This is a genomic window from Amycolatopsis sp. DSM 110486 (assembly GCF_019468465.1).
GTDB lineage: Bacteria > Actinomycetota > Actinomycetes > Mycobacteriales > Pseudonocardiaceae > Amycolatopsis.
Window position 1 is genome coordinate 9,435,700 of the sequence record NZ_CP080519.1, and the last position, 19,215, is coordinate 9,454,914.

Here is a 19,215-nt window from a genome sequence, read left to right on the forward strand (position 1 = left end):
TTCAGTTCACCTCGCCGGGCTGGGCGTCACGGGCGCAGCGGAAGCCGGAGAAGATCTGCCGCCGGATCGGGTAGTCCCAGTTGCGGAACGTGCCGCGGATCGCCGCCGAGTCGGTGCCGAACGAACCCCCGCGCAGCACCTTGTACTCCGGGCCGAAGAACACCTCCGAGTACTCCCGGTACGGGAACGCCACGAACCCCGGGTAGCCGTGGAGGTCGGTGCTCGTCCACTCCCACACGTCGCCGATCAGCTGGTGCAAGCCCAGCGGCGACGCCCCGGCCGGGTATGCGCCGGCCTCGGCCGCGCGCAGGTGGCGCTGCCCGAGGTTGGCGTGCTCGGCCGTCGGTTCCTCGTCGCCCCAGGGGAAGCGCCGCGAACGGCCCGTCGCCGGGTCGTGGCGCGCGGCCTTCTCCCACTCCGCCTCGGTGGGCAGCCGCTTGCCCGCCCACGCGGCGTACGCCTCGGCCTCGTAGTACGACACGTGCACCACGGGCTCGTTCACGGGCACCGGCTCGTGCACGCCGAACCGCGTGCGCCACCAGCCGCTCGGCTCGCGGTGCCAGAAGCGCGGCGCCGTGATGTCGTGCTCCTGCCGATACGCCCAGCCGGGCTCGCTCCAGAACCGCCGCTCGTCGTAGCCACCGGACTCGAGGAACTCGACGTAGGCCCCGCACGTGACCGCGCCGGTGTCGAGGAAGTACGCCGGCACGTCGATCTCGTGGGCCGGGCGCTCGTTGTCCAGCGCCCACGGCTCGGCCGTGGTGCCCATGGTGAAGCGGCCGGCCGGCACGAAGACCTCGGCGGGCAGCCGGCCCGCCCGCGCGGGAGGCGGCTCCGGCGCGTGCAGCACCGGCTCGCCCTTGCGGAGCTGGTGAGTGGCCAGCATGGTCTCGTCGTGCTGCTGCTCGTGCTGGGTGATCATGCCGAACGCGAACGCGCTCTCGGTGAGCCGGCTGCCGTCGAGCGGCGCGGTCTCCAGCACGTCGAACGCCTTCTCACGGACCTCACGCACGTAGGCGCGGGCCTCGGCCGGGCCGAGCAGCGGCAGGGCCGGCCGGTCGGCGCGCGCGTGCTGGAACGCGTCGTAGAGGTCGTCGATGTCCGGGCGCAGCGGCTCGCGCCCGCCCACGTCGCGGACCAGCCACAGCTCTTCCTGGCTGCCGATGTGCGCGAGGTCCCAGACCAGCGGCGACATCAGCTTCGAGTGCTGGCGGACCAGGTCCTCGTCGTCGACGGCGTCGGTGAGGACGACGCTGCGCGCCCGCGCCCGGGTGAGGGCCTCGGCCGCGTGAGCCCGCAGGTTCTGCGGGCTCAGCTCCAGCAGCGGGTTGTGTTCCGGGGTAACGCTCATCGCTCCTGACTCCTCGATCCGTTCACGCGTGTGCGCACGCTCTCGGTGATCTCCGTGATGGTTGCGGCCGGCAGGCCCGTGGCGGGCAGCTCGGCGATGCCGAGCTCCACGAGCTTGCGCGCGACGGCGGCGATGGCGTCGTCGGCAAGACCCCGGGCCGCGGCGTCGACCCAGCGGCCCGCCACCGGCGCGCACAACCGGCGCACCTCGTCCACTGTGGACGGACGGGCGAGCAGGGCCCAGACGAGGGCGACCGGGGGCAGCCACTCGCCGGGCGGCTGGGCGTCGAGGTACCGGATCTCCAGGTACCCGTGGGGCCGCACCGGGGTGAACATCGTGGTGAGGTGGTAGTCGAGGTCCTCCGCCGTCGGGCGGCGCAGCACCCCGGCCGCACCGCGGCCGTCGATCCAGTCGGCGAACGTGAGCCCGTCCGGCGCGTCCCACGGCCGCTCGCCGCGGGGCAGCACCATCAACGGCGTGTCCATCATCCGCCGGCCCCAGTCGGCGGCGGGGTCTGGACCAGGCTCGGCCGAATGGGTCCGAACCGGTTCGGTCTCGAGCACCGCGAGCCAGCGCGCGGACTCGAGGCCGGTGTCGCGACCGGCGTGCACCCGGGAGTTGGCGAACACGGCGAGCAGCGGCGGCCCCATCACGTGGGCCGCCTCCCAGCGCGCCGCGATCTGGTCTGCTTCCCCTGTGTCCACACAGATCTGCAGCCCGGCGGTGCTGCACATCATGGTGATCCCGCCTTCGCCGATCGGCTCGAACCGGCGCTCCATCGCGGCGTAGCGAGGAGTGCGCAGGGCGCGCCGGGGCGGACGGTGGGCGTCGATGCCCGACTCGCCGAGCACGAGTCCGTGCCGGGCCAGCAGGCTGGCGAGATGGGAGAGGTCGGCCGAGACGACTGCGAGCAGATCTGGCAGCGAGGCCTGAGGAAGAGCGGAGATCTCCACCTGGCACCCGGGCTCGAGGCTCACGGGAGAGCCTGCCGGTAGCGGGGTGGCCGGACTGTCGGGGCGCAGTGTCCGCGGGGTGTGCGGGCCCAGCGCCGTGGCCAGGACATCGGGGTCGAGCGGGCGGGCCGGGTCCTCGGCGTGGTGCACCGTGAACTCGAGTTCCACGCCCAGCAGTCTCGGTGGGCCGTGCTTGAAACACACCGAGGCGACGTACGCCTCCCCGGCCGCGCGGTCCGAAAGCACCCGCGCGGTGAGGTTCGACGCACTTCCGGACTTCTCCGGAAAATCGTGCACCGCAGTCATCGTTCGCCGTCCGAGTCAAGGAGGTCCGCGGGGTGGGACCTCTCGCCTTCGGACGCTACACGGAGGGTCTGACAAAATCAGGTGCCCGCGAGTACGCGCGAGATCCACAAGACTCTCGTAAGGACTCCTGACCTGGGTGTTTGTCCTGAAGTTCCGGCACGCTGCTCCGTCCGGATGATCAGGGCAGGGCAGGTTCGGTGCCCAATCCGAGCTCCGCGGCCGCGGACTGCACGGCCCCGATCACGAGGTGCAACGCCGGGCGGCGGATCTCGGTGCGCCGGTAGGCGATCGACACCGTGCGCAGCAGCGGAGTCGTCAGCGTGACCACGTCGATGCCCGGCGGCCGCAGCAGCCGCAGCCCGAGGTCGGACACGAGCGTGACCCCGAGGCCGGCGCCCACCATGGCCATGGCCGTCGACTGCTCCTCGACCTCGTGGTTGATCTTCGGCGAGAAGCCGTGGCGGTGGCACGCCATGCGCATCGCACGGCCGAAGTGCGACTTCGGGCTCGCGAGGATCCACGGGTGCTCGGCCAGCTCGTCGAGCGACACCGAACCGGTGGGGAACGCGCCCGCCGGCACCGCGGCGTGCAGGCGTTCGATGGCCACCACCGCGCGTTCCAGCCCGTTGTCCCACCGCGTCGGCGCGTCGGAATAGTCGATCACGAACGACAGGTCGAGCGTGCCGTCGCGCACCGCCTCCGCGGTGTCCTCGGGGGCCAGCTCCCGCGTCTTCAGCTGGATCCCGGGGTACTCGGCGGCGAGCGCGGTGAGCGCGGTGGGCAGCAGGCCGGACGCCACCGACGCCCACACCCCGGCGGTGAGGCGCGCCGACATCGAGCCCTGTGCTTCCTCCAGCGCCAGCGTCGCGCGCTCGACCGAGCCCAGGATCTCCTCGGCGTGCTCGGTCAGCAGCACGCCGAGCTCGGTCAGCTGCACACGCCGGCCCAGCCGTTCGAACAACTTCGCGCCCACGTCCCGTTCGAGCTGCGCCAGCTGCTGCGACACGGCCGAAGCCGTGTAGTGCAGCGACACCGCGGCAGCGGTGACCGTCCCCCGGCGCCGCAGCTCCCGGAGCATCCGCAGGCGGTGCAACGAAAGCTCCATACAGAAACCCTAAACAACTTCGTGCAGCTTCGTTAACTGGACGCGAAGGCGGTCGCGACCGCACCCTCGAAAGCGGCGGCCGAGCAGGGCCGCCCCCGACTCTTGGAGGTGAGTGGCCCGATGCTTTCGCCGAACGCCGAACCGTTGATGAGGCTGACGTGGACCGACCCCATCACCGGCGCGCACGGCTACCTGGTCGTGCACAGCCTGGTGTCCGGCGTCGCCACGGGCGGCACGCGAATGCGGGCGGGCTGCACGATGGGCGAGGTCGAGGACCTCGCCCGCGGGATGGCGAACAAGACGGCCACGTTCAACCTCCCCGTCGGCGGTGCCAAGGGCGGCATCGACTTCGACCCCAAGGACCCGCGGGCGTTCAGCGTGCTCACGCGGTTCTGCGAGTTCCTGCGCCCGTGGCTCGACGCCAGCTGGGTGACCGCCGAGGACCTCGGCGTGCCACAGCACCTCATCGACTCCGTGTTCGAGAAGCTCGGGCTGCAGCAGTCCTACCACGCCGCGATCCACCGTTCGGCCGATCCCGGGCGCACGCTGCGGCGCGTGCAGGCCGGGCTCAACGCGCCCGTGCCCGGCGGGCTCCTGCTGGGTGACGTGATCGGCGGCTACGGCGTGGCGCAGGCCTGCCTGGGCGCCGCCTCGGCGTGGGGCTGGGACGCGGCCGAAACGACCGTCGCGATCCAGGGCATCGGCACCATGGGCGGCGGGGCCGCGTGGTACCTGCACGAAGCCGGCGTGAAGGTCGTCGCCGTGGCCGACGCGGCGGGCACGCTCTACGACCCCGAGGGCCTCGACGTGCCGGCGCTGCTCGACCTGCGCGACCGCTTCGGCGAGGTGGACCGTTCGCGGCTGCCCGAAGGCGTCCGCACCCTGCCACGCGAGGCGGTCGTGGCGACCGACGCCGACATCCTCGTGCCGGCCGCGATCTCCTACGCGCTGCGCGTGGACAACGAGAACCTCGTGAAGGCCAAGGTCGTGGTGGAAGCCGCGAACGCGGCGACGACGCCCGAGGCCGAGGCCTCGCTGTCCGCACGGGGTGTCGCGGTGATCCCGGACTTCGTCGCGAACGCGGGTGCCGCCGCGTGGGCGTGGTGGCTGCTGCTCGGCGAGGTGGGCGCCGACCCGGCCGACTCATTCCTTCGCCTGCGCACGGAGATGCAGGCGAAGGTGGCGCTGCTGCTGGCCGAGTGGAACCTCGACCGCGTGCCGCCGCGCGTGACCGGCCTGCAGCTGGCCGAGACCACCCGCGCCGCCCGGGCGGCTGAGGCGCAGGCGAACGAGGGTGCGCCTGCCCTTCTCATCCCGTAGCAGGCCGCAGCCCCTCGGGACCGGGGGTCGCGCGGTGCCCCGAGACGGGGCGGGGCACCGCGCGGAACTTCCCGGCGTTCCAGAATTTCGGGGAGCTCAGGACCGGGCGAACCGGTCGAGCACGCCGACGAGGACCTCGCTGATCGAGCCGGTGGCCGTGGTGTGCCCGGAGTCGCCGACGAGCAGGAGCTCCGCGTCCGGCAGCGCCCGTTCCAGCAGCCACGGCGTGCCGACCAGGTTGCCGAGATCGAGCGAGCCCTGGACCAGCGCCGCCGGGATCCCCGCGAGCCGGTGGGTGTCGCGCAGGATGGCGCCGTCCTCACTGAAGCAGCCGTTGGCGAAGTAGTGCGTGACGAGCCGCGCGAACGCCAGCCGGTACGCGGGGTCGGTGAACCGCGACGCCACCGGTTCGATCGAGAGCATCGCGTCTTCCCACTCGCACCAGCGGCGGGCGGCGGCTTCGTGGACGGCGGGGTCGGGATCCATCAGCAGCCGGTGGTACGCGCGGGCCAGGTCACCGTCGCGCTCGGCCTCCGGCACGCCGTCGCGGAACTTCGCGAACGCCGCCGGGAACACCGCGCCGAGCCCCCGCGTGAGCAGGTCCAGCTCGGCCTGCCGGTCGGTGGCCAAGCCGAGGAGCACGAGCTCGCTGACGCGCTCCGGGTGACGTTCGGCGTACAGCAGCGAGAGCGCCGACCCCCAGGACCCACCGAACAGCAGCCAGGTGTCGATGCCGAGCGTGGTCCGCAGCAGTTCCATGTCGGCGAGCAGGTGCGGGGTGGTGTTGGCCGAGAGGTCGGCGACGGGCTCGCCCGCGTACGGCGTGCTGCGCCCGCAGCCGCGCTGGTCGAACAGCACCACGCGGTAGCGATCGGGGTCGAAGAACCGCCGGTGCGCCGGCAGGCAGCCACTGCCGGGTCCGCCGTGCACGACGAGGGCGGGTTTTCCGGCGGGGTTGCCGCACTCCTCCCAGTACACGGCGTGGCCGTCGCCGGCGTCCAGCATTCCGGTGCGGTACGGGGTGGTCTCGGGGTGCAGTCCAGGCACGGCACGTCCCTTTCGACGGAGCCTTCCGGCGGGTCAGAGCAGGTCCGCGGCCAGCTCCCACAGCGCACGGCACAGCTGTGCGGGTGCGGCAGGGCCGAGGTGGATCACGGCTTCGGCGCCGGAGCCGGCGGTGTGGCTGAGGTAGCGGCCCCAGTCGGTGTCGGCGTAGTGCAGGGGTTCGTCCACACACAGGCGGCGGCCGACTTCGTCGCGGCGGGCGACGTACAGCTCACCGCTGCCGTGGACCGGGCGCCGCACCAGGCTGACGACGTCGGCCAGCTCGGGTTCGAGCGGGTACGCGTCCTCGCCGCGGCGCGCGGCGTCCGCGAGGTCAGAGACACGGACCGAACGCGGGACGCCGCCACCGGCCCCGACGACCGGGAGCTGCTCCACAAGGGTCTCGACCAGCCGCTGCCGGTCGATCTCCTGCACGCCAACGTGCTCACCGTCGGACACGGCGAGCACCGCCTGCAGCCCGCTCGCGGCGACGAGCACGCCGTAGGTGCGCCCGCCCGTGGCGACCCAGCCGTAGTACTCCTCCGCCGGCCGCGACAGCAGCGGCAGCCAGTCGAGGAAGTCGACGGTGGCGCGGCCGCGCCGGTCGACGAGGCCGGCCACGGCGAGCGCGTCGTCGATCCGCTTGGCGGCCTCCTCGCGTTCGAGATCCGACAGCCACACCGGTTCGGGGCGCAGCGTCACGTGCAACGACCCGACCTGCTCGCGCTCGGCGAGCGCCGCGAGCGCTTCCAGCGGTACGTCGACCCGTCCGGCCACGGCCGTCACTCGCCGATGACCGGCGGGATCGTCCGCTGATCGGTGCCGAAGAGGGCGTCGGGGTCGGGTTCGACGAGGAAGTCGGGACGGCGGTGCTCGGCGTCCTCCTCCTCTTCCCCGCGGCGGCCGGCGGCACCCCCCGGTCCCATCGATGTCCCGCGGCTCCCCGCGGCGCCCCGCGCGGCAGCGGCTTCTTCGGCCGCGACGGCGTTCAGACCACCGACGCCGGACCGCGCAGCGGCACCGCCACGCAGCGCGCGGCCTTCTGCCGCGCCGGCTTGGCCCCCCGTGCCGCCCGCGAACCGGCCGCCGGACGCGCCTCGGCCCGCGGTGCCTGCGGGGTCGCCGCCGATGAGGCCGGTCGGGCCGGACGTCGGGGTCTGGCCGGTGTCCGGGACGAACGCCGTGCCACCCCGGCTCGAGGTCGGGTCCGGCCACGTCGACGTGGCCGGCGGGACCGCGGTGTTCGTGCCGCCGGTGCTGCTCTGCGTGGTGGTCGTGTCCGCCGGGTGGCGCGTACCGCCGGTCCCGCCGGTTTCCCCGGTGTGGCCGGTGCCGCCCGTCCCGCCGGTGTGGCCGGTGCCGGTGTGGCCGCCCGTGATCACCTGCTCGCCGGTGCCGTGGAAGCCGGTGGCCGGGGTCTGCCCGGCGGTCCCGGTCCCCGTCGTCCCGCCCGGCGTGGTGCTCCCGAGCGACCCCGGGACGGTCACGTGCCCCGGCGGCGCCGGCGTGGACAGCCGGATCGCCGCGCCGTCGGACTCCAGCGTGCCGTACTGCGTCGGCAGCACCGACTTCGTGCTCGTCGTGACGCCGTTGTATTGGTCCATCACGCGCACGTTGGTGTCGTTGGCGGCGTTGTACTTGTTCAGCTTGTCCTGGTACGAGTTCTGGTCGTGCGCCGCCATGAACGGCCCCGCGATCGGGATCGCCGCCTTCAGCCCCGTCGTCCACGGGCTCGGCTTGTCCGGCTTCGGCGGCACCTCGACCACGGCGTGGCTCGAGTCCTCGAAACTGCTCGCCTGCATGTCCACCGACGCGTTGGTCATGTCGAGCGGGTCCGCGGTGTCCGCGAACGCCTTCTCCAGCGGGCCCGCGCCCGCGTTGGCGGCGTCGGCACCGTTGCCCGTCCACGACTTCGCCATGCGGTCCTGCAGGTCCTTGATGCTCTGCGCCCGCTCCAGGTATGCCGACGACAGCTCCTGCACCTGCGTGGCCGCGGTCCGCAGCCCCGAGGTGTTGCCGGTTCTGAAGTTCTCGTAGATCTGCTTGCCGTCCACCTAAGCCCCCTTGAGTGTGCCGACGACGGCGCCTGCCACGGTTTCCGCGACCTGGCACGAATCCTGCTCGCCTTGATAACCCTGGGCCGCCGTGGCGAAGGCGAGCTCGTCCGAGAGACCCACCCAGAGGGTGCAGTTCCCGCGAGCCCTGCGGTCGCTGAGATCGCTGAACACCGCGGGGTGACCGGCCACCGAGGGAGCGGGGTCCACGAAGCCCAGTTGCCCCGCGTCCTTCGCGCGGTAGATACCGGCGAGGCCGCCCATCCCCTGGTCGCGGTTCCCCGTGCCGATGATGATCTGGACGCTGAGCCCTTCGGCACCGATCTGCCAGCCACAGCCGGGCCCCGCCTCGGCGAACGGCCCGCTCACCGTTGCTTCGCCCTGCGCCGGATAGCGCAGCGGGGCCAGCACGCTCTCCGGCACGAGCGCGCAAGGTTTGCCCAGGTACGCGGCCGGATCGAGGGGGTCCGTCACCTTCGGCGCACGGGAATCGGGGGCGGTGCCGGAGGCACTGCTCGGAGCCGGCTGCGCGGTGCCCGCGGTGGGTGCCGAACACCCGGCCGCCACCACGGCGGCCACGACCACGAGCGCGGCGCACCCCGCCGCCCTCGCGCTGGCTCCCCTCATCGTGCCTGGCCGAGCTCGGCGTTCGCCTGGTCGGTCGCCACGGTCTTGTCCTTCGCCGCCTTCAGCTTCGCGACGTAGCCCTGCACGTACTGGCGCATCGAATCGTTCTGCTCCTGCAGCGCGCGCAACGAGTCGCCACCGGTGGTGGCGTAACCGCTGCTGGCGGGATCCTTCCCAGGAGCTTTCAACGCCGCGACGATGTCCACGATCTTGCGGCCGTCCGCGGTGATCTTCGTCAACTGGTCTTCCCACAGGCCGATCACGGCGTCGAGCTCCGCGGGCTCCATCTCGAAGGTGCCGCCGCCACCGCTCCCACCGCCGTACACGGGGCCACGGCCGGAGACGTCGCCGAAGACGGTTTGGGCCGCGCGGCCCGCTTCGCCGATGATCAAGGCTCGTTCCTCTCCCCAGTCTCACTCACCGTGATGGCGCACAGCGTAGTCACCGGCCACGTCCGTGTCAGCAGAACGTGGCCGAGGTGAGACGAAGAAAAGGGGGTGGCGGTTCCGGCGACTCCACGTCACAGTACGTACGTACGGATTGCAAGAACCCCGTCCCAGATGTCAGGATTCCAGGATGCCCCGGGTCAGCCAGGATCACCTCGACGCACGCCGGCGCCAGATCCTCGACGGTTCGCGCGTGTGCTTCGCCCGCTACGGATACGAGGGTGCCACAGTCCGCCGCCTCGAGGAGGCCACGGGTCTGTCCCGCGGAGCCATCTTCCACCATTTCCGCGACAAGGAGTCGCTTTTTCTCGCACTCGCCGAGGACGACGCCGTGCGGATGGCCGACGTCGTCGCCGAACAGGGCCTCGTGCAGGTCATGCGCGAGCTGCTCTCCGGCGACAGCGAACACCCCGCCGACTGGCTGGGCACACGGCTCGAGGTGTCGCGGCGGCTGCGCACCGACCCCGAGTTCCGCGGCCGCTGGGCCGAGCGCTCCGAGCAGCTGACCACCGCGACGCGCGAACGGCTCATGCGCCAGCGCGAGGCCGGCAACCTGCGCGACGACGTGGACGTGGACGTGCTCACCGCGTTCCTCGAGCTCGTGCTCGAAGGCCTCGTCTCCCACCTCGCGATGGGACTGCCCGGCGACGACCTCGGCCCCGTGCTCGACCTGGTCGAGGAGACCGTCCGGCGCCACCGGCCCGGGGCCACCCGATAGGTGCTCACACTGCGCCGCGGTCGCTTTCGTGTTGAATGTGGCCGTGGAGATCCTCGACGCGCACGGACAGTCTCTCGCCCTCTTCGACCGGGCCGTGCACGAGATCGGACCCGGTGACTGGGGCCGCGACACCCCCTGCGCCGACTGGTCCGTACGCGACCTCGTGAACCACCTCGTCGTCGAACAGCTGTGGGTCCCGCCGCTGCTCGACGGCGCCACCCTCGACGACGTCGGCGACCGCTTCGACGGCGACCGGCTCGGCGACGATCCCGTCGCCGCCTGGGAGACGTCGGCGGCCACGGCGCGCGAGGCGTGGCTGGTGCCGGGCGTGCCGCAGCGCACCGTCCACGTCTCCTTCGGGCTGATCCCGGCCGAAGAGTACGGCTGGCAGATGTCCATCGACTTCGCCGTGCACGCCTGGGACCTCGCGACGGCGCTCGGCAAGCCGAACCCCATCCCGGCGGACCTGGCGGCCCGCCTGCTCGAGGTCGTGCGCCCGTGGGTCGACGACTGGCAGGGCATCGGCCTGTTCGAGCCGCCGGTCGCGGTCGGGCGCTCCGCGGACGACGCGACGCGGCTCGTGGCGCTCCTGGGCCGGCAGCCGCGCTGAGCCACACCGCTTCACCCGGCTGTCACCCGTCCGGCGTCCGGCGCACGTTAAGATTGTCGGCATCGTCGCAGTACAAGCCGATTCCCTTGCTAGGAGTGACTCCACACGTGCGCGCCGCGCAATCGCCCGGTGACAGTACCGGGCCGGGTCGACAACCCGGCTGCCCGCTAGCCTCCACCGCTCCTTCTCGCGTCCCGGACGGTGCGGCATGACCCACGTCCTGCTCTCCGTGGGCGGTGTGCTGGTCTTCATCCTCCTCACGATCGGCACCGGCCTCGCCGTCGCCGCCGAGTTCTCGCTGACCGCCCTCGAGCGCAGCACCGTCGACGCCGACGTGCGCCAGGTGGGCGACCGCCGCTCGCTCGCGGTGCAGAAGGCGCACCGCACGCTGAGCTTCCAGCTCTCGGGTGCCCAGGTCGCGATCACCCTCACCACGCTGATCACCGGTTACCTCGCCGAGCCGCTCATCGGCGAGCTCGTGCGGCCGGCCTTCGACGCGTTCGGCCTGTCCGAAGCCGTCGCGGCCGGCGCGTCGATCGCCGTCGCACTGGTGCTGGCCACGTTCCTGTCGATGATCCTCGGCGAGATGGTGCCGAAGAACATCGCGATCGCGCGCCCGCTGCAGACCGCCCGCGCGGTGACCGGCTACCACTCACGGTTCTCCGCGCTGTTCCGCTGGCTCATCACGCTCATGAACAACAGCGCCAACTTCGTGGTGCGCAAGTTCGGCGTCGAGCCGCAGGAAGAGCTGCGGTCCGCGCGCTCGCCGCAGGAGCTCGGCTCGATCGTGCGCTCCAGCGCCGAGAGCGGGAAGCTGGACACGTCCACGGCCGAGCTGCTGGACCGTTCGCTGCGCTTCGGTGAGCGCACCGCCGACGAGCTCATGACCCCGCGCGTGCAGGTCGAGTCGCTGACCGTGGACGACACGATCAACGACCTCATCGAGATCTCGCGCCGCACCGGCTTCTCGCGGTTTCCCGTCTACCGCGAGGACCTCGACGACGTGCAGGGCGCTGTGCACGTGAAGCAGGCCTTCGCCGTGCCCGGCGAAGAGCGCGCCACCGTGCGCATCGGCTCGGTCATGCGCCCTGTGCCGACCGTGCCCGAGTCGCTCTCGGGCGACGACCTGCTCAACCGCCTGCGCGACTCCCGCTACCAGCTCGCCATCGTCGTCGACGAGTACGGCGGCACGGCCGGGCTGGTGACGCTGGAGGACGTGGTCGAGGAGATCATCGGCGACGTCCGCGACGAGCACGACGACCGCGAAGCCCCGGCGTCGCAGCAGGTCGGCTCGGACAGCTGGCTCGTGTCGGGCCAGCTGCGCTCCGACGAGGTCAGCGAGGTCACCGGCTTCCGCATGCCCGACGGCGACTACGAGACGATCGCCGGCCTGATCCTCGAACGCCTCGGCCGCATCCCCGCCGAGGGTGACGCCGCCGTCGTCGACGGCTGGCGGCTCACCGTCACGAGCATGGACCGCCACCGCATCGCCGAGGTCGAGGTGCGGCCCGTGGAACCCGGGCCGGGCCAGAACACCGACCAGAACACCGGCCACGACCCGGCCGCTGCGCCGAAGCGGAACGCCGCGCCGCAGCCGGTCACCGAACGCGAGGTGGTCGCGTGAACGACTGGCTGAACATCGCCCTGGTCGTGGTGCTGCTGCTCGCCAACGCGTTTTTCGTCGGCGCCGAGTTCACCCTGATCTCCTCGCGGCGCGACCGCCTGGAAGCGTTGCTGGAGCAGGGAAAGACGCGCGCGCGGATCGTGATCAACGCGAGCAGGAACGTCTCGCGGATGCTCGCGGGCGCGCAGCTGGGCATCACCATCTGCTCGCTGCTGCTCGGCCGGCTGGGCGAACCCGCCGTGGCGCACCGGCTTTCCGGGTTCTTCGACCTGCTCAACCTGCCCGAACAGCTGCTGTTCCCGATCTCGTTCGCGATCGCGCTGGCGTTCATCACGATGCTCCACGTGCTGATCGGCGAGATGGTGCCGAAGAACCTCGCCATCGCCGAGCCGGAACGGCTCGCGCTGTGGCTGGTGCCCGCGCACGTGGCGTGGGTGAAGCTCGCGAACCCGGTGATCTGGTTCCTCAACCTCGTGGCGAACTCGTTCCTGCGCCTGGTGAAGGTGGAGCCGAAGGACGAGCTGGAAACGGCCTACACCTCCGACGAGCTGGCCGAGCTGCTCAGTGAGTCGCGGCGCGAGGGACTGCTCGAACAGTCGGAGCACCAACGGCTTTCGCAGACGTTGTCGTCGGTCGAGAAGACGGTGTCCGACGTGCTCGTGCCCACCGCGCAGCTGACCACCCTCCCTTGTGGACCGACGCTCGGCGACGTGGAACGCGCGGTGTCCTCGACCGGGTTCTCGCGGTTCCCGGTCTGCACCGACGACGGCACGCTCACCGGCTACATCCACGTGAAGGACGTGCTCGACCTCGTCGGCCAGAGCCCGGACACGAGCGTGCCGGACTCGAAGACCCGGCCGCTCACGGAGCTTCGCGCCGACGCGCGGCTCGACGTGGCGCTTTCGGCCATGCGCAAGGAAGGCAGCCACCTCGCGCGGGCGCTCGACGCCGCCGGCAAGGCCGTGGGTGTCGTCGCGCTGGAGGACCTCGTCGAGGAGTACGTGGGCACCGTTCGCGACGGCACGCACGTGACGGCATGACCGGGCCGCTCGTCCTCGCGGGACCGGAGTGGCAGGCACGTCAGGCCCAACACGTCGAGCGCATGCGCGCGTGGACCGTGCCGCACCAGGAACGCCGGGCGCGAGATGAGAAGCACCCCGTGCTCGACTTCCTGTTCACGTACTACTCGTACCGGCCCGGGCACCTCGAACGCTGGCAGCCGGGCCCGGGCGTGGTGCTCGCCGGCCCGGCCGCGCGGCGCTTCCTCGACCGGCCGGCCTTCGTCGAGACGGCCGCCGGCGTGACGCTCGACCCGGCCGCCTTCACCGAACGCCGGGTCCGGACGGCGGATTTCGTGCTGCGGCTGCTGGAAGCCACGGCGAGCCGTTCCCCGCGGTTGAGCTGCTTCGGCCTGCACGAGTGGGCCATGGTGTACCGCGAGCCGGCCGACTCCGTGCGGCACTCGCACGTGCCGCTGCGGCTCGGCTCGGCCGGCACGGACACGGTGGTCGAGTCGCTCGAGATCCGCTGCGGGCACTACGACGCGTTCCGGTTCTTCACCGACCCGGCACGGCCGCGCAACACCCTCGAGCCGGTCCGCGAGAACCAGGTCGAGCTGGAGCAGCCGGGGTGCCTGCACGCGAACATGGATCTGTTCAAGTGGGCGTACAAGCTCGACCCGTTCGTCCCGGCGGAGCTGGTGGCCGACTGCTTCGAGCTCGCGGCCGACGTCCGGGAGCTCGACATGCGGGCCAGCCCGTACGACCTTTTGGCCTACGGCTACTCTCCTGTGCGCATCGAGACGCCCGAAGGGCGGGCCGAGTACGCCCGCGCGCAAGGCGGCTTCGCGCGCCGGGCGGCGCCGCTGCGGGCTCGGCTGATCGCGCTCTGCCGTCACCTGCTCGGCGGCACTTGGTGAATTGTGTACAGACCGTGCAACTCTGAGTCACAATATTCACCGAGGGTCGCTAACCTGTTAGAGTGATAACGGTTTGATTGCATAGCAGCGCGTGTGCGCACATCTCGAAAGGACAACGATGGGGCGACACACACTGGCCGAAGAGCCGGTGCCGCACCCTCTCGATCCGCCGAAGCGCCAGCAAGGCCGCAGCGAGACGACGGGCTCACACCGGATCGTCGCCGCGAAGGCCCCGCGCCGCCGGATCGCCAAGTGGCCCATCGCCTGTGCCGGGCTCGTCGTCCTGGTCGCACTCGGCGTCTTCGGCTGGAACTGGGCCGACAGCGTGCTCAACAACCGCGCAGAGGCCCAGGCCGCCAGCTGCGGCGGGAACCGGACCACCATCAAGCTCGTCGTCACCCCGCAGATCGCGAAGCCCGTCGAGGCCGCCGCGCACCGCTGGGACGCCGATCTGACCCCCGTGCACGGCGCGTGCTTCCAGGTCAACGTCACGACCAAGTCGTCGTCGGAGGTGCTCGACGCGCTGACGGGCAAAACCGACCTCTCGACCATCGGCGGCCTGCCCGACGGCTGGGTCCCCGAGTCGTCGTACTGGGTCACGCAGCTGACCGACGCCAAGCCCGAGCTCATCGGTTCGCCGGCGATGCCGATCGGCTCTGGCCCGCCCGCCGACTACCCGTTCGTGGGCCTCGCGGCGTCGTCCGTCGGCGGCGCCACCACCGACGAGAACCAGCAGCGCGCCACGCAGAGCTTCCGCGCGTACCTCAAGGAGCCCGCCCAGCTGGCCGACTTCGCGGCCGCCGGCATCCGGGCGTCCTGAGCCGCGTCAGCCGAAAGCGCCGAAACGGCCGGTCCCGGAATTCCTGGGGCCGGCCGTTTTCCGTTCGCCGGGCGGCGTGACTCAGCCGAAGGTGTCGGGGTCGGCGCCCGTGCGGGTGCCGTTGTCGAGCTCGGCCAGCGCCGCGAGGTCGTCGTCGGCGAGTTCGAAGTCGAACACGGCGAAGTTCTCCCGGATCCGCGCCGGCGTCGCCGACTTCGGGATGGCGATCGTGCCCATCTGCAGGTGCCAGCGCAGCACGAGCTGGGCGGGTGTCTTGCCGTACTTGGCCGCGAGCGCCGTGATCACGCGGTCGGCCAGCAGCCGGCCGCGCGCGAGCGGGCTCCACGCCTCCGTGGCGATGCCGTACTCGGCGTGGAACGTGCGCAGCGGCAGCTGCTGCAGCCACGGGTGCAGCTCGACCTGGTTCACGGCCGGGACCACGTCGGTCTCGTCCAGCAGCCGGCGCAGATGCGTGATGCCGAAGTTCGACACACCGATCGCCCGCACTCGCCCGTCCTGGTAGAGCTGCTCCAGCGCCCGCCAGGTCTCCACGTAGCGGTCGCGGCGCGGCTGCGGCCAGTGGATCAGGAACAGGTCGATCTGCTCCAGCCCGAGCGCGGCGGCGCTGTGGTCGAAGGCACGCAACGCGTTGTCGTACCCGTGCTGGTCGTTCCACAGCTTCGTGGTCACGAAGAACTCGTCCCGGGGCAGGCCCGAAGCGCGGATCGCTTCGCCGACCTCGGCCTCGTTGCCGTACATCGCGGCGGTGTCGATGCTGCGGTACCCCGCTTCGATCGCGGCGCCGATCACCTTCCCGGCCTGCGCGGCGCGGACCTGGTAGACACCGAAGCCGAGCTGCGGGACGGTGACGGAGTTGTTCAGGGTGAGCAGGGGCGGGTTGGCCATGAAGGCGGATCCTCACTGCGGTGTCCTGGGGTGACCTCTCCGATCCTTCCACTCCCCCGGTCCACCGGCTCGTCACCCCGCCGCACGATCGAGCGGTCCGGCTCAGGCGCTCGCCTGGGCGCGCAGGTACTCGGCCGTCTCCGGGTTCGCCGGGTAGAAGGACTCGATGACCAACTCGGCGACCGTCACGTCGAGCGGGGTGCCGAAGGTCGCGACCGTGCTGAAGAACGTGAGCTCCGTGCCGCGGTGGCGATAGCGCAGCGGGACGAAGATGTCACCTGGCCCAGGTATCTCGACCTCGGGCACCGGCTGGTCGCACGGGTACTCCCGCAGCTCCGCCAGCAGCTCGGCGAGACCCGCGTCGGCCGTCTGCTCGACCTGACGCCGCAGGCGGCCCAGCAGGTGGGCCCGCCACTCCCCCAGGTTCAGCACGTTCGGGGCCATGCCGTCGGGGTGCAGGGTCGCGCGCAGGACGTTCGCCGGCGGTGCCAGCAGTTCCGGCGCCACGCCCTCGATGAGCACGCCGAGGCTCGTGTTGGCGTCGACGAGGTTCCAGCCGCGGTCGACCACGGCCGCGGGATACGGTTCGTGGCCGGTGAGCAGCAGCCGGACGGCGTCGCGCACGGCCGTCAGCTCCGGCGCGCTCAGCTCGGTCTCGCCGTACGCGGGGGCGTAGCCGGCGGCCAGCAGCAGGCGGTTGCGTTCGCGCAGCGGCACTTCGAGGTGCTCGCCGAGGCGCAGCACCATCTCCCGGCTCGGCTTCGAGCGGCCGGTCTCGACGAAGCTCAGGTGCCGTGTGGAGATGTCCGCGGCGATCGAGAGGTCGAGCTGGCTGATGCGGCGCCGGTCGCGCCACTCCCGCAGGAGCTCGCCGACCGCGCGCCGTGCCGGGGCCTTCACCGAAGTCGTCACGCCCCCGACGCTACGGGTCCGCCCGCGCTCAGGCCATTACCTTGCGGGTAATCGCCGGGGGGAGCGCAGGCAAGGGTGCGGCCGTTACCTCCGGCGTAATCGACGAACCGCGCCCGGCACATCAGTGTTGGTGACATCAGGACGGCGAACCCGTTGTCCGCCAAGCAAAGGGAGTTTCCCCGTGTCCGACGTGACGAGCACTGTCGAGCAGTACATCGCGATCTGGAACGAGACCGACGCCGAGCGCCGTCGTGCCCTCGTCGCCGAGGTTTTCACGCCCGACGCGTCCATGACCGATCCCCTGGGCTCTGTGACCGGCCACGACGGCATCGACGGGTTCATCGGCGGCGCGCAGGCGCAGTTCGCCGGGCTGACCTTCAGCCTGCCGAAGGCTCCCGACGCCCACCACGACCTGGCGCGGTTCCAGTGGTACCTCACGGCGCCGGGCGCCGACGAGCCGATCGCGATCGGGTTCGACGTCGTCGAGCTGGCCGACGGCCGGATCGCCAAGGTGCACGGGTTCCTGGACAAGATCCCGGGCTGAGGTCGTGGTGCACGAGCGCGGCGGACTCGCGATCGGGCGGGTCCGCCGTTGCTCCACAGTGGACGGCCGATGAGACGTGGATCACAGGAATGCGTGCCGGCGGTGCGAAATCCGACGGCCGCACGAGGTTCGGACCACCGCGAAGCCTGCCCGGGAATGATCGTGGTCCGGAGGTCTGAACCATCCGACTCGGACCCGATGACCACCGGGTCCGAGGTCCTCCCCACTCTGTCCGTACCCCGTGGGGCGCCTGAGAGTTTCACCCGCGTGGATACCCGGGTTTGCACCGTCGGCGGAACCGGCCGGTGGTGTCCAGCGGGCCCACTTTCCAGAGGCGTCTCATCCGCGCGGTCCAGGGTGCCTGAGAGGTTCCGGGGAGGACTTGCTCCTTCGGCGCCGAGCTCGTGGATGCCGGCTCGGTCTCTCCCGCGCGGGTTCGTCGACCGCGCGCTCAGAATACCTTGCCCTCGCGGGCGGTGATCACCCGGTGCGGCGGGAGTTGCGGCGCTGGGTGAGTTCGTCCGGGACGACCGATTCGATCACGCCGCCGTCGGCGCGTTCGGCGGGGAACTCGTGGATCGTGCCGCTGATCTCCTGCATCGCGCCGCTCACGGCGATGCCGAACACGCCCTGCCCGCCCTGGAGCAGATCCACGATCTCTTCGGGCGAGGTGCACTCGTACACCGTGGTGCCGTCGGAGAACAGGGTGACCTTCGCGAGGTCGCGCACGCCGCGCACGCGCAGGTGCTCCACCGCGACGCGGATGTTCTGCAGCGAGACCCCGGTGTCCAGCAGCCGCTTCACGACCTTCAGGACGAGGATGTCCTTGAACGAGTACAGCCGCTGCGAGCCCGAACCGTGCGCGGTGCGAATGCTCGGCGCGACCAGCTTCGTCCGGGCCCAGTAGTCGAGTTGGCGGTACGTGATCCCCGCGATCTGGCACGCGGCGGGACCGCGGTACCCCACGAGCTCGTCCGGAAGGGAGGCGTCGGGGAACAGCTCGCCCTGCTCGCCATCGGCGGCACGAACGGGCGGCCTCTCCGGACTACCAGCCTCGACCACGCAAGCCTCCCTTCGCCCGACCTGGCGGCCGGCGAATGACAGCCGGTCGAGCCCAGGAGCGGGATCGGCCGGGGAGAACCGCCACGATCGTGCTCCGGTCGGAGAATCACATCGTGACGATTTACCGCCTTCGACGGTAAGGCCGCGCCGCGGGCCGGTCAACGCGACGCGCGGCGCACCTCAAGCTCGTCTTGAGCCTTTAGTCCGTTCGTCGTACGGGTTGACACTTATTACTTGATTGAGTAACTTGTTACTCATGCGAGTAAATTTCGACACGCAAGCGGAACTCGGGCTGAGCGTCACGGAGGCGACGACCCGGGCGCAGATCATCGCGGCGACCATCGCCACGATCGCCGACCACGGCTACGCGCGCACCACCTTCGCCAAGATCAAGGAACGCGCGGGGCTGAGCAGCACGCGCATGATCTCCTACCACTTCACGAACAAGGCCGGGCTCATGCAGGCCGTGCTGAGCACGGTGTCCGAGACGAAGGCGATGTTCCTGCAGGAGCGCAGCAAGGACCTCGACCCCGGCGACCGGCCGGGCAACCTGCGGGCCCACATCGAGACGTCGGTGGCGTTCCTGCGCGACTACCCGGAATGCGTCCGGGTGCTCGCGGAGCTCTCGGCGAACGCCGACGACGCGGACGGCTGGGCGATGACCTCGGTGCTCGTGGGCCAGCTGCGGGTGGGCGGCGTGCAGCGCCAGCTCAAGCAGGGCCAGGACGAGGGGGTGTTCGGAGAGTTCGCGCCGGACGTGATGGCGATGTCGATCGCACAGGCCATCGACGGGGTGGCGACGACCTATGCGGCCGATCCGTCGACCGACCTCGACCGCTACGGGCGGGAAATCGCCGACCTCTTCGAGCGGGCGACTGCTCCGAAGCGGTGAATA

At 71.3% G+C, this 19,215-nt stretch carries 20 protein-coding genes and 1 riboswitch; of the genes, 9 read left to right on the forward strand and 11 right to left on the reverse strand.

Annotated elements, in window-relative coordinates:
* Position 1: 1 nt before the first annotated feature.
* The 3 genes from egtB to K1T34_RS45580 form a co-directional block, all read right to left on the reverse strand.
* Complete coding sequence (gene egtB, locus K1T34_RS45570; protein WP_220240850.1) at positions 2 to 1,351, reverse strand: ergothioneine biosynthesis protein EgtB; 1,350 nt, start codon at positions 1,349 to 1,351, stop codon at positions 2 to 4.
* A complete protein-coding gene (locus tag K1T34_RS45575) occupies positions 1,348 to 2,610 on the reverse strand; it encodes a glutamate-cysteine ligase family protein (protein ID WP_220240852.1) in 1,263 nt (420 codons plus the stop codon). Before K1T34_RS45575 ends, egtB begins: the two co-directional genes overlap by 4 nt.
* Positions 2,611 to 2,788: 178 nt before the next feature.
* Positions 2,789 to 3,715, reverse strand: a complete 927-nt coding sequence (locus K1T34_RS45580) for a LysR family transcriptional regulator (protein ID WP_220240854.1) — start codon at positions 3,713 to 3,715, stop codon at positions 2,789 to 2,791.
* A 120-nt stretch (positions 3,716 to 3,835) separates the two neighbouring features.
* Between K1T34_RS45580 and K1T34_RS45585 the strand changes: the two genes are divergently transcribed.
* Complete coding sequence (locus K1T34_RS45585) at positions 3,836 to 5,035, forward strand: Glu/Leu/Phe/Val dehydrogenase dimerization domain-containing protein (RefSeq protein WP_220240856.1); 1,200 nt, start codon at positions 3,836 to 3,838, stop codon at positions 5,033 to 5,035.
* Between the two features lie 96 nt (positions 5,036 to 5,131).
* On the opposite strand, the gene pip is transcribed toward K1T34_RS45585, so the two are convergent.
* The 5 genes from pip to K1T34_RS45610 are packed head-to-tail and all read right to left on the reverse strand — an operon-like array spanning position 5,132 to position 9,152.
* Positions 5,132 to 6,073, reverse strand: a complete 942-nt coding sequence (gene pip, locus K1T34_RS45590; protein WP_220247751.1) for a prolyl aminopeptidase — start codon at positions 6,071 to 6,073, stop codon at positions 5,132 to 5,134.
* Between the two features lie 42 nt (positions 6,074 to 6,115).
* Entirely contained in the window at positions 6,116 to 6,865 is a 750-nt protein-coding gene (locus tag K1T34_RS45595; RefSeq protein ID WP_220240858.1) for an ESX secretion-associated protein EspG, read from the reverse strand.
* Positions 6,862 to 8,133 (reverse strand): WXG100 family type VII secretion target, encoded by a 1,272-nt coding sequence (locus K1T34_RS45600; protein WP_220240860.1) that lies wholly within the window; start codon positions 8,131 to 8,133, stop codon positions 6,862 to 6,864. The genes K1T34_RS45595 and K1T34_RS45600 overlap by 4 nt, the downstream gene beginning before the upstream one ends.
* On the reverse strand, positions 8,134 to 8,760 hold the full coding sequence (locus K1T34_RS45605) for a DUF3558 domain-containing protein (RefSeq protein WP_220240862.1): 627 nt from the start codon (positions 8,758 to 8,760) through the stop codon (positions 8,134 to 8,136).
* Positions 8,757 to 9,152, reverse strand: coding sequence for a hypothetical protein (locus tag K1T34_RS45610; RefSeq protein WP_220240864.1), 396 nt, complete (start codon positions 9,150 to 9,152; stop codon positions 8,757 to 8,759). Before K1T34_RS45610 ends, K1T34_RS45605 begins: the two co-directional genes overlap by 4 nt.
* 184 nt (positions 9,153 to 9,336) lie before the next feature.
* On the opposite strand from K1T34_RS45610, the gene K1T34_RS45615 reads away from it, so the two are divergent.
* The 6 genes from K1T34_RS45615 (at position 9,337) to K1T34_RS45640 (ending at position 14,896) form a co-directional block, all read left to right on the forward strand.
* Positions 9,337 to 9,924 (forward strand): TetR/AcrR family transcriptional regulator, encoded by a 588-nt coding sequence (locus K1T34_RS45615; RefSeq protein ID WP_220240866.1) that lies wholly within the window; start codon positions 9,337 to 9,339, stop codon positions 9,922 to 9,924.
* 43 nt (positions 9,925 to 9,967) lie between these two features.
* Positions 9,968 to 10,534, forward strand: a complete 567-nt coding sequence (locus K1T34_RS45620) for a TIGR03086 family metal-binding protein (RefSeq protein WP_220240868.1) — start codon at positions 9,968 to 9,970, stop codon at positions 10,532 to 10,534.
* 208 nt (positions 10,535 to 10,742) lie between these two features.
* Entirely contained in the window at positions 10,743 to 12,158 is a 1,416-nt protein-coding gene (locus tag K1T34_RS45625) for a hemolysin family protein (RefSeq protein WP_220240870.1), read from the forward strand.
* Positions 12,155 to 13,198 carry a hemolysin family protein gene (locus K1T34_RS45630; RefSeq protein WP_220240872.1) on the forward strand — a complete coding sequence of 348 codons (1,044 nt, stop codon included), beginning with the start codon at positions 12,155 to 12,157 and terminating at the stop codon, positions 13,196 to 13,198. Before K1T34_RS45625 ends, K1T34_RS45630 begins: the two co-directional genes overlap by 4 nt.
* Positions 13,195 to 14,076 carry a 3-methyladenine DNA glycosylase gene (locus tag K1T34_RS45635; RefSeq protein WP_220240874.1) on the forward strand — a complete coding sequence of 294 codons (882 nt, stop codon included), beginning with the start codon at positions 13,195 to 13,197 and terminating at the stop codon, positions 14,074 to 14,076. Before K1T34_RS45630 ends, K1T34_RS45635 begins: the two co-directional genes overlap by 4 nt.
* Before the next feature lie 118 nt (positions 14,077 to 14,194).
* On the forward strand, positions 14,195 to 14,896 hold the full coding sequence (locus K1T34_RS45640) for a substrate-binding domain-containing protein (RefSeq protein WP_220240875.1): 702 nt from the start codon (positions 14,195 to 14,197) through the stop codon (positions 14,894 to 14,896).
* 81 nt (positions 14,897 to 14,977) lie between these two features.
* On the opposite strand, the gene K1T34_RS45645 is transcribed toward K1T34_RS45640, so the two are convergent.
* Positions 14,978 to 15,802 (reverse strand): aldo/keto reductase, encoded by an 825-nt coding sequence (locus K1T34_RS45645; protein WP_220240877.1) that lies wholly within the window; start codon positions 15,800 to 15,802, stop codon positions 14,978 to 14,980.
* 102 nt (positions 15,803 to 15,904) lie between these two features.
* Positions 15,905 to 16,714 carry a helix-turn-helix domain-containing protein gene (locus tag K1T34_RS45650; protein ID WP_255638041.1) on the reverse strand — a complete coding sequence of 270 codons (810 nt, stop codon included), beginning with the start codon at positions 16,712 to 16,714 and terminating at the stop codon, positions 15,905 to 15,907.
* A 181-nt stretch (positions 16,715 to 16,895) separates the two neighbouring features.
* Between K1T34_RS45650 and K1T34_RS45655 the strand changes: the two genes are divergently transcribed.
* Positions 16,896 to 17,258 (forward strand): nuclear transport factor 2 family protein, encoded by a 363-nt coding sequence (locus K1T34_RS45655; RefSeq protein ID WP_220240878.1) that lies wholly within the window; start codon positions 16,896 to 16,898, stop codon positions 17,256 to 17,258.
* 338 nt (positions 17,259 to 17,596) lie between these two features.
* Positions 17,597 to 17,697: riboswitch (glycine riboswitch) on the reverse strand.
* A gap of 41 nt (positions 17,698 to 17,738) precedes the next feature.
* Here K1T34_RS45655 and K1T34_RS45660 read toward each other — a convergent pair.
* A complete protein-coding gene (locus tag K1T34_RS45660) occupies positions 17,739 to 18,320 on the reverse strand; it encodes a MerR family transcriptional regulator (protein WP_220240879.1) in 582 nt (193 codons plus the stop codon).
* 256 nt (positions 18,321 to 18,576) lie between these two features.
* On the opposite strand from K1T34_RS45660, the gene K1T34_RS45665 reads away from it, so the two are divergent.
* Complete coding sequence (locus K1T34_RS45665; RefSeq protein ID WP_220240880.1) at positions 18,577 to 19,212, forward strand: TetR/AcrR family transcriptional regulator; 636 nt, start codon at positions 18,577 to 18,579, stop codon at positions 19,210 to 19,212.
* Positions 19,213 to 19,215: the final 3 nt, after the last annotated feature.

Excerpts from the sequence above, each read along its gene's own strand:
- K1T34_RS45625 (WP_220240870.1), top strand. The coding sequence starts at position 10,743 with ATGACCCACGTCCTGCTCTCCGTGGGCGGTGTGCTGGTCTTCATCCTC.
- K1T34_RS45640 (WP_220240875.1), top strand. The coding sequence starts at position 14,195 with ATGGGGCGACACACACTGGCCGAAGAGCCGGTGCCGCACCCTCTCGAT.
- K1T34_RS45665 (WP_220240880.1), top strand. The coding sequence starts at position 18,577 with ATGCGAGTAAATTTCGACACGCAAGCGGAACTCGGGCTGAGCGTCACG.
- K1T34_RS45645 (WP_220240877.1), bottom strand. The coding sequence starts at position 15,802 with ATGGCCAACCCGCCCCTGCTCACCCTGAACAACTCCGTCACCGTCCCG.
- K1T34_RS45585 (WP_220240856.1), top strand. The coding sequence starts at position 3,836 with ATGCTTTCGCCGAACGCCGAACCGTTGATGAGGCTGACGTGGACCGAC.
- K1T34_RS45615 (WP_220240866.1), top strand. The coding sequence starts at position 9,337 with ATGCCCCGGGTCAGCCAGGATCACCTCGACGCACGCCGGCGCCAGATC.
- K1T34_RS45575 (WP_220240852.1), bottom strand. The coding sequence starts at position 2,610 with ATGACTGCGGTGCACGATTTTCCGGAGAAGTCCGGAAGTGCGTCGAAC.
- K1T34_RS45635 (WP_220240874.1), top strand. The coding sequence starts at position 13,195 with ATGACCGGGCCGCTCGTCCTCGCGGGACCGGAGTGGCAGGCACGTCAG.
- egtB (WP_220240850.1), bottom strand. The coding sequence starts at position 1,351 with ATGAGCGTTACCCCGGAACACAACCCGCTGCTGGAGCTGAGCCCGCAG.
- K1T34_RS45605 (WP_220240862.1), bottom strand. The coding sequence starts at position 8,760 with ATGAGGGGAGCCAGCGCGAGGGCGGCGGGGTGCGCCGCGCTCGTGGTC.
- K1T34_RS45580 (WP_220240854.1), bottom strand. The coding sequence starts at position 3,715 with ATGGAGCTTTCGTTGCACCGCCTGCGGATGCTCCGGGAGCTGCGGCGC.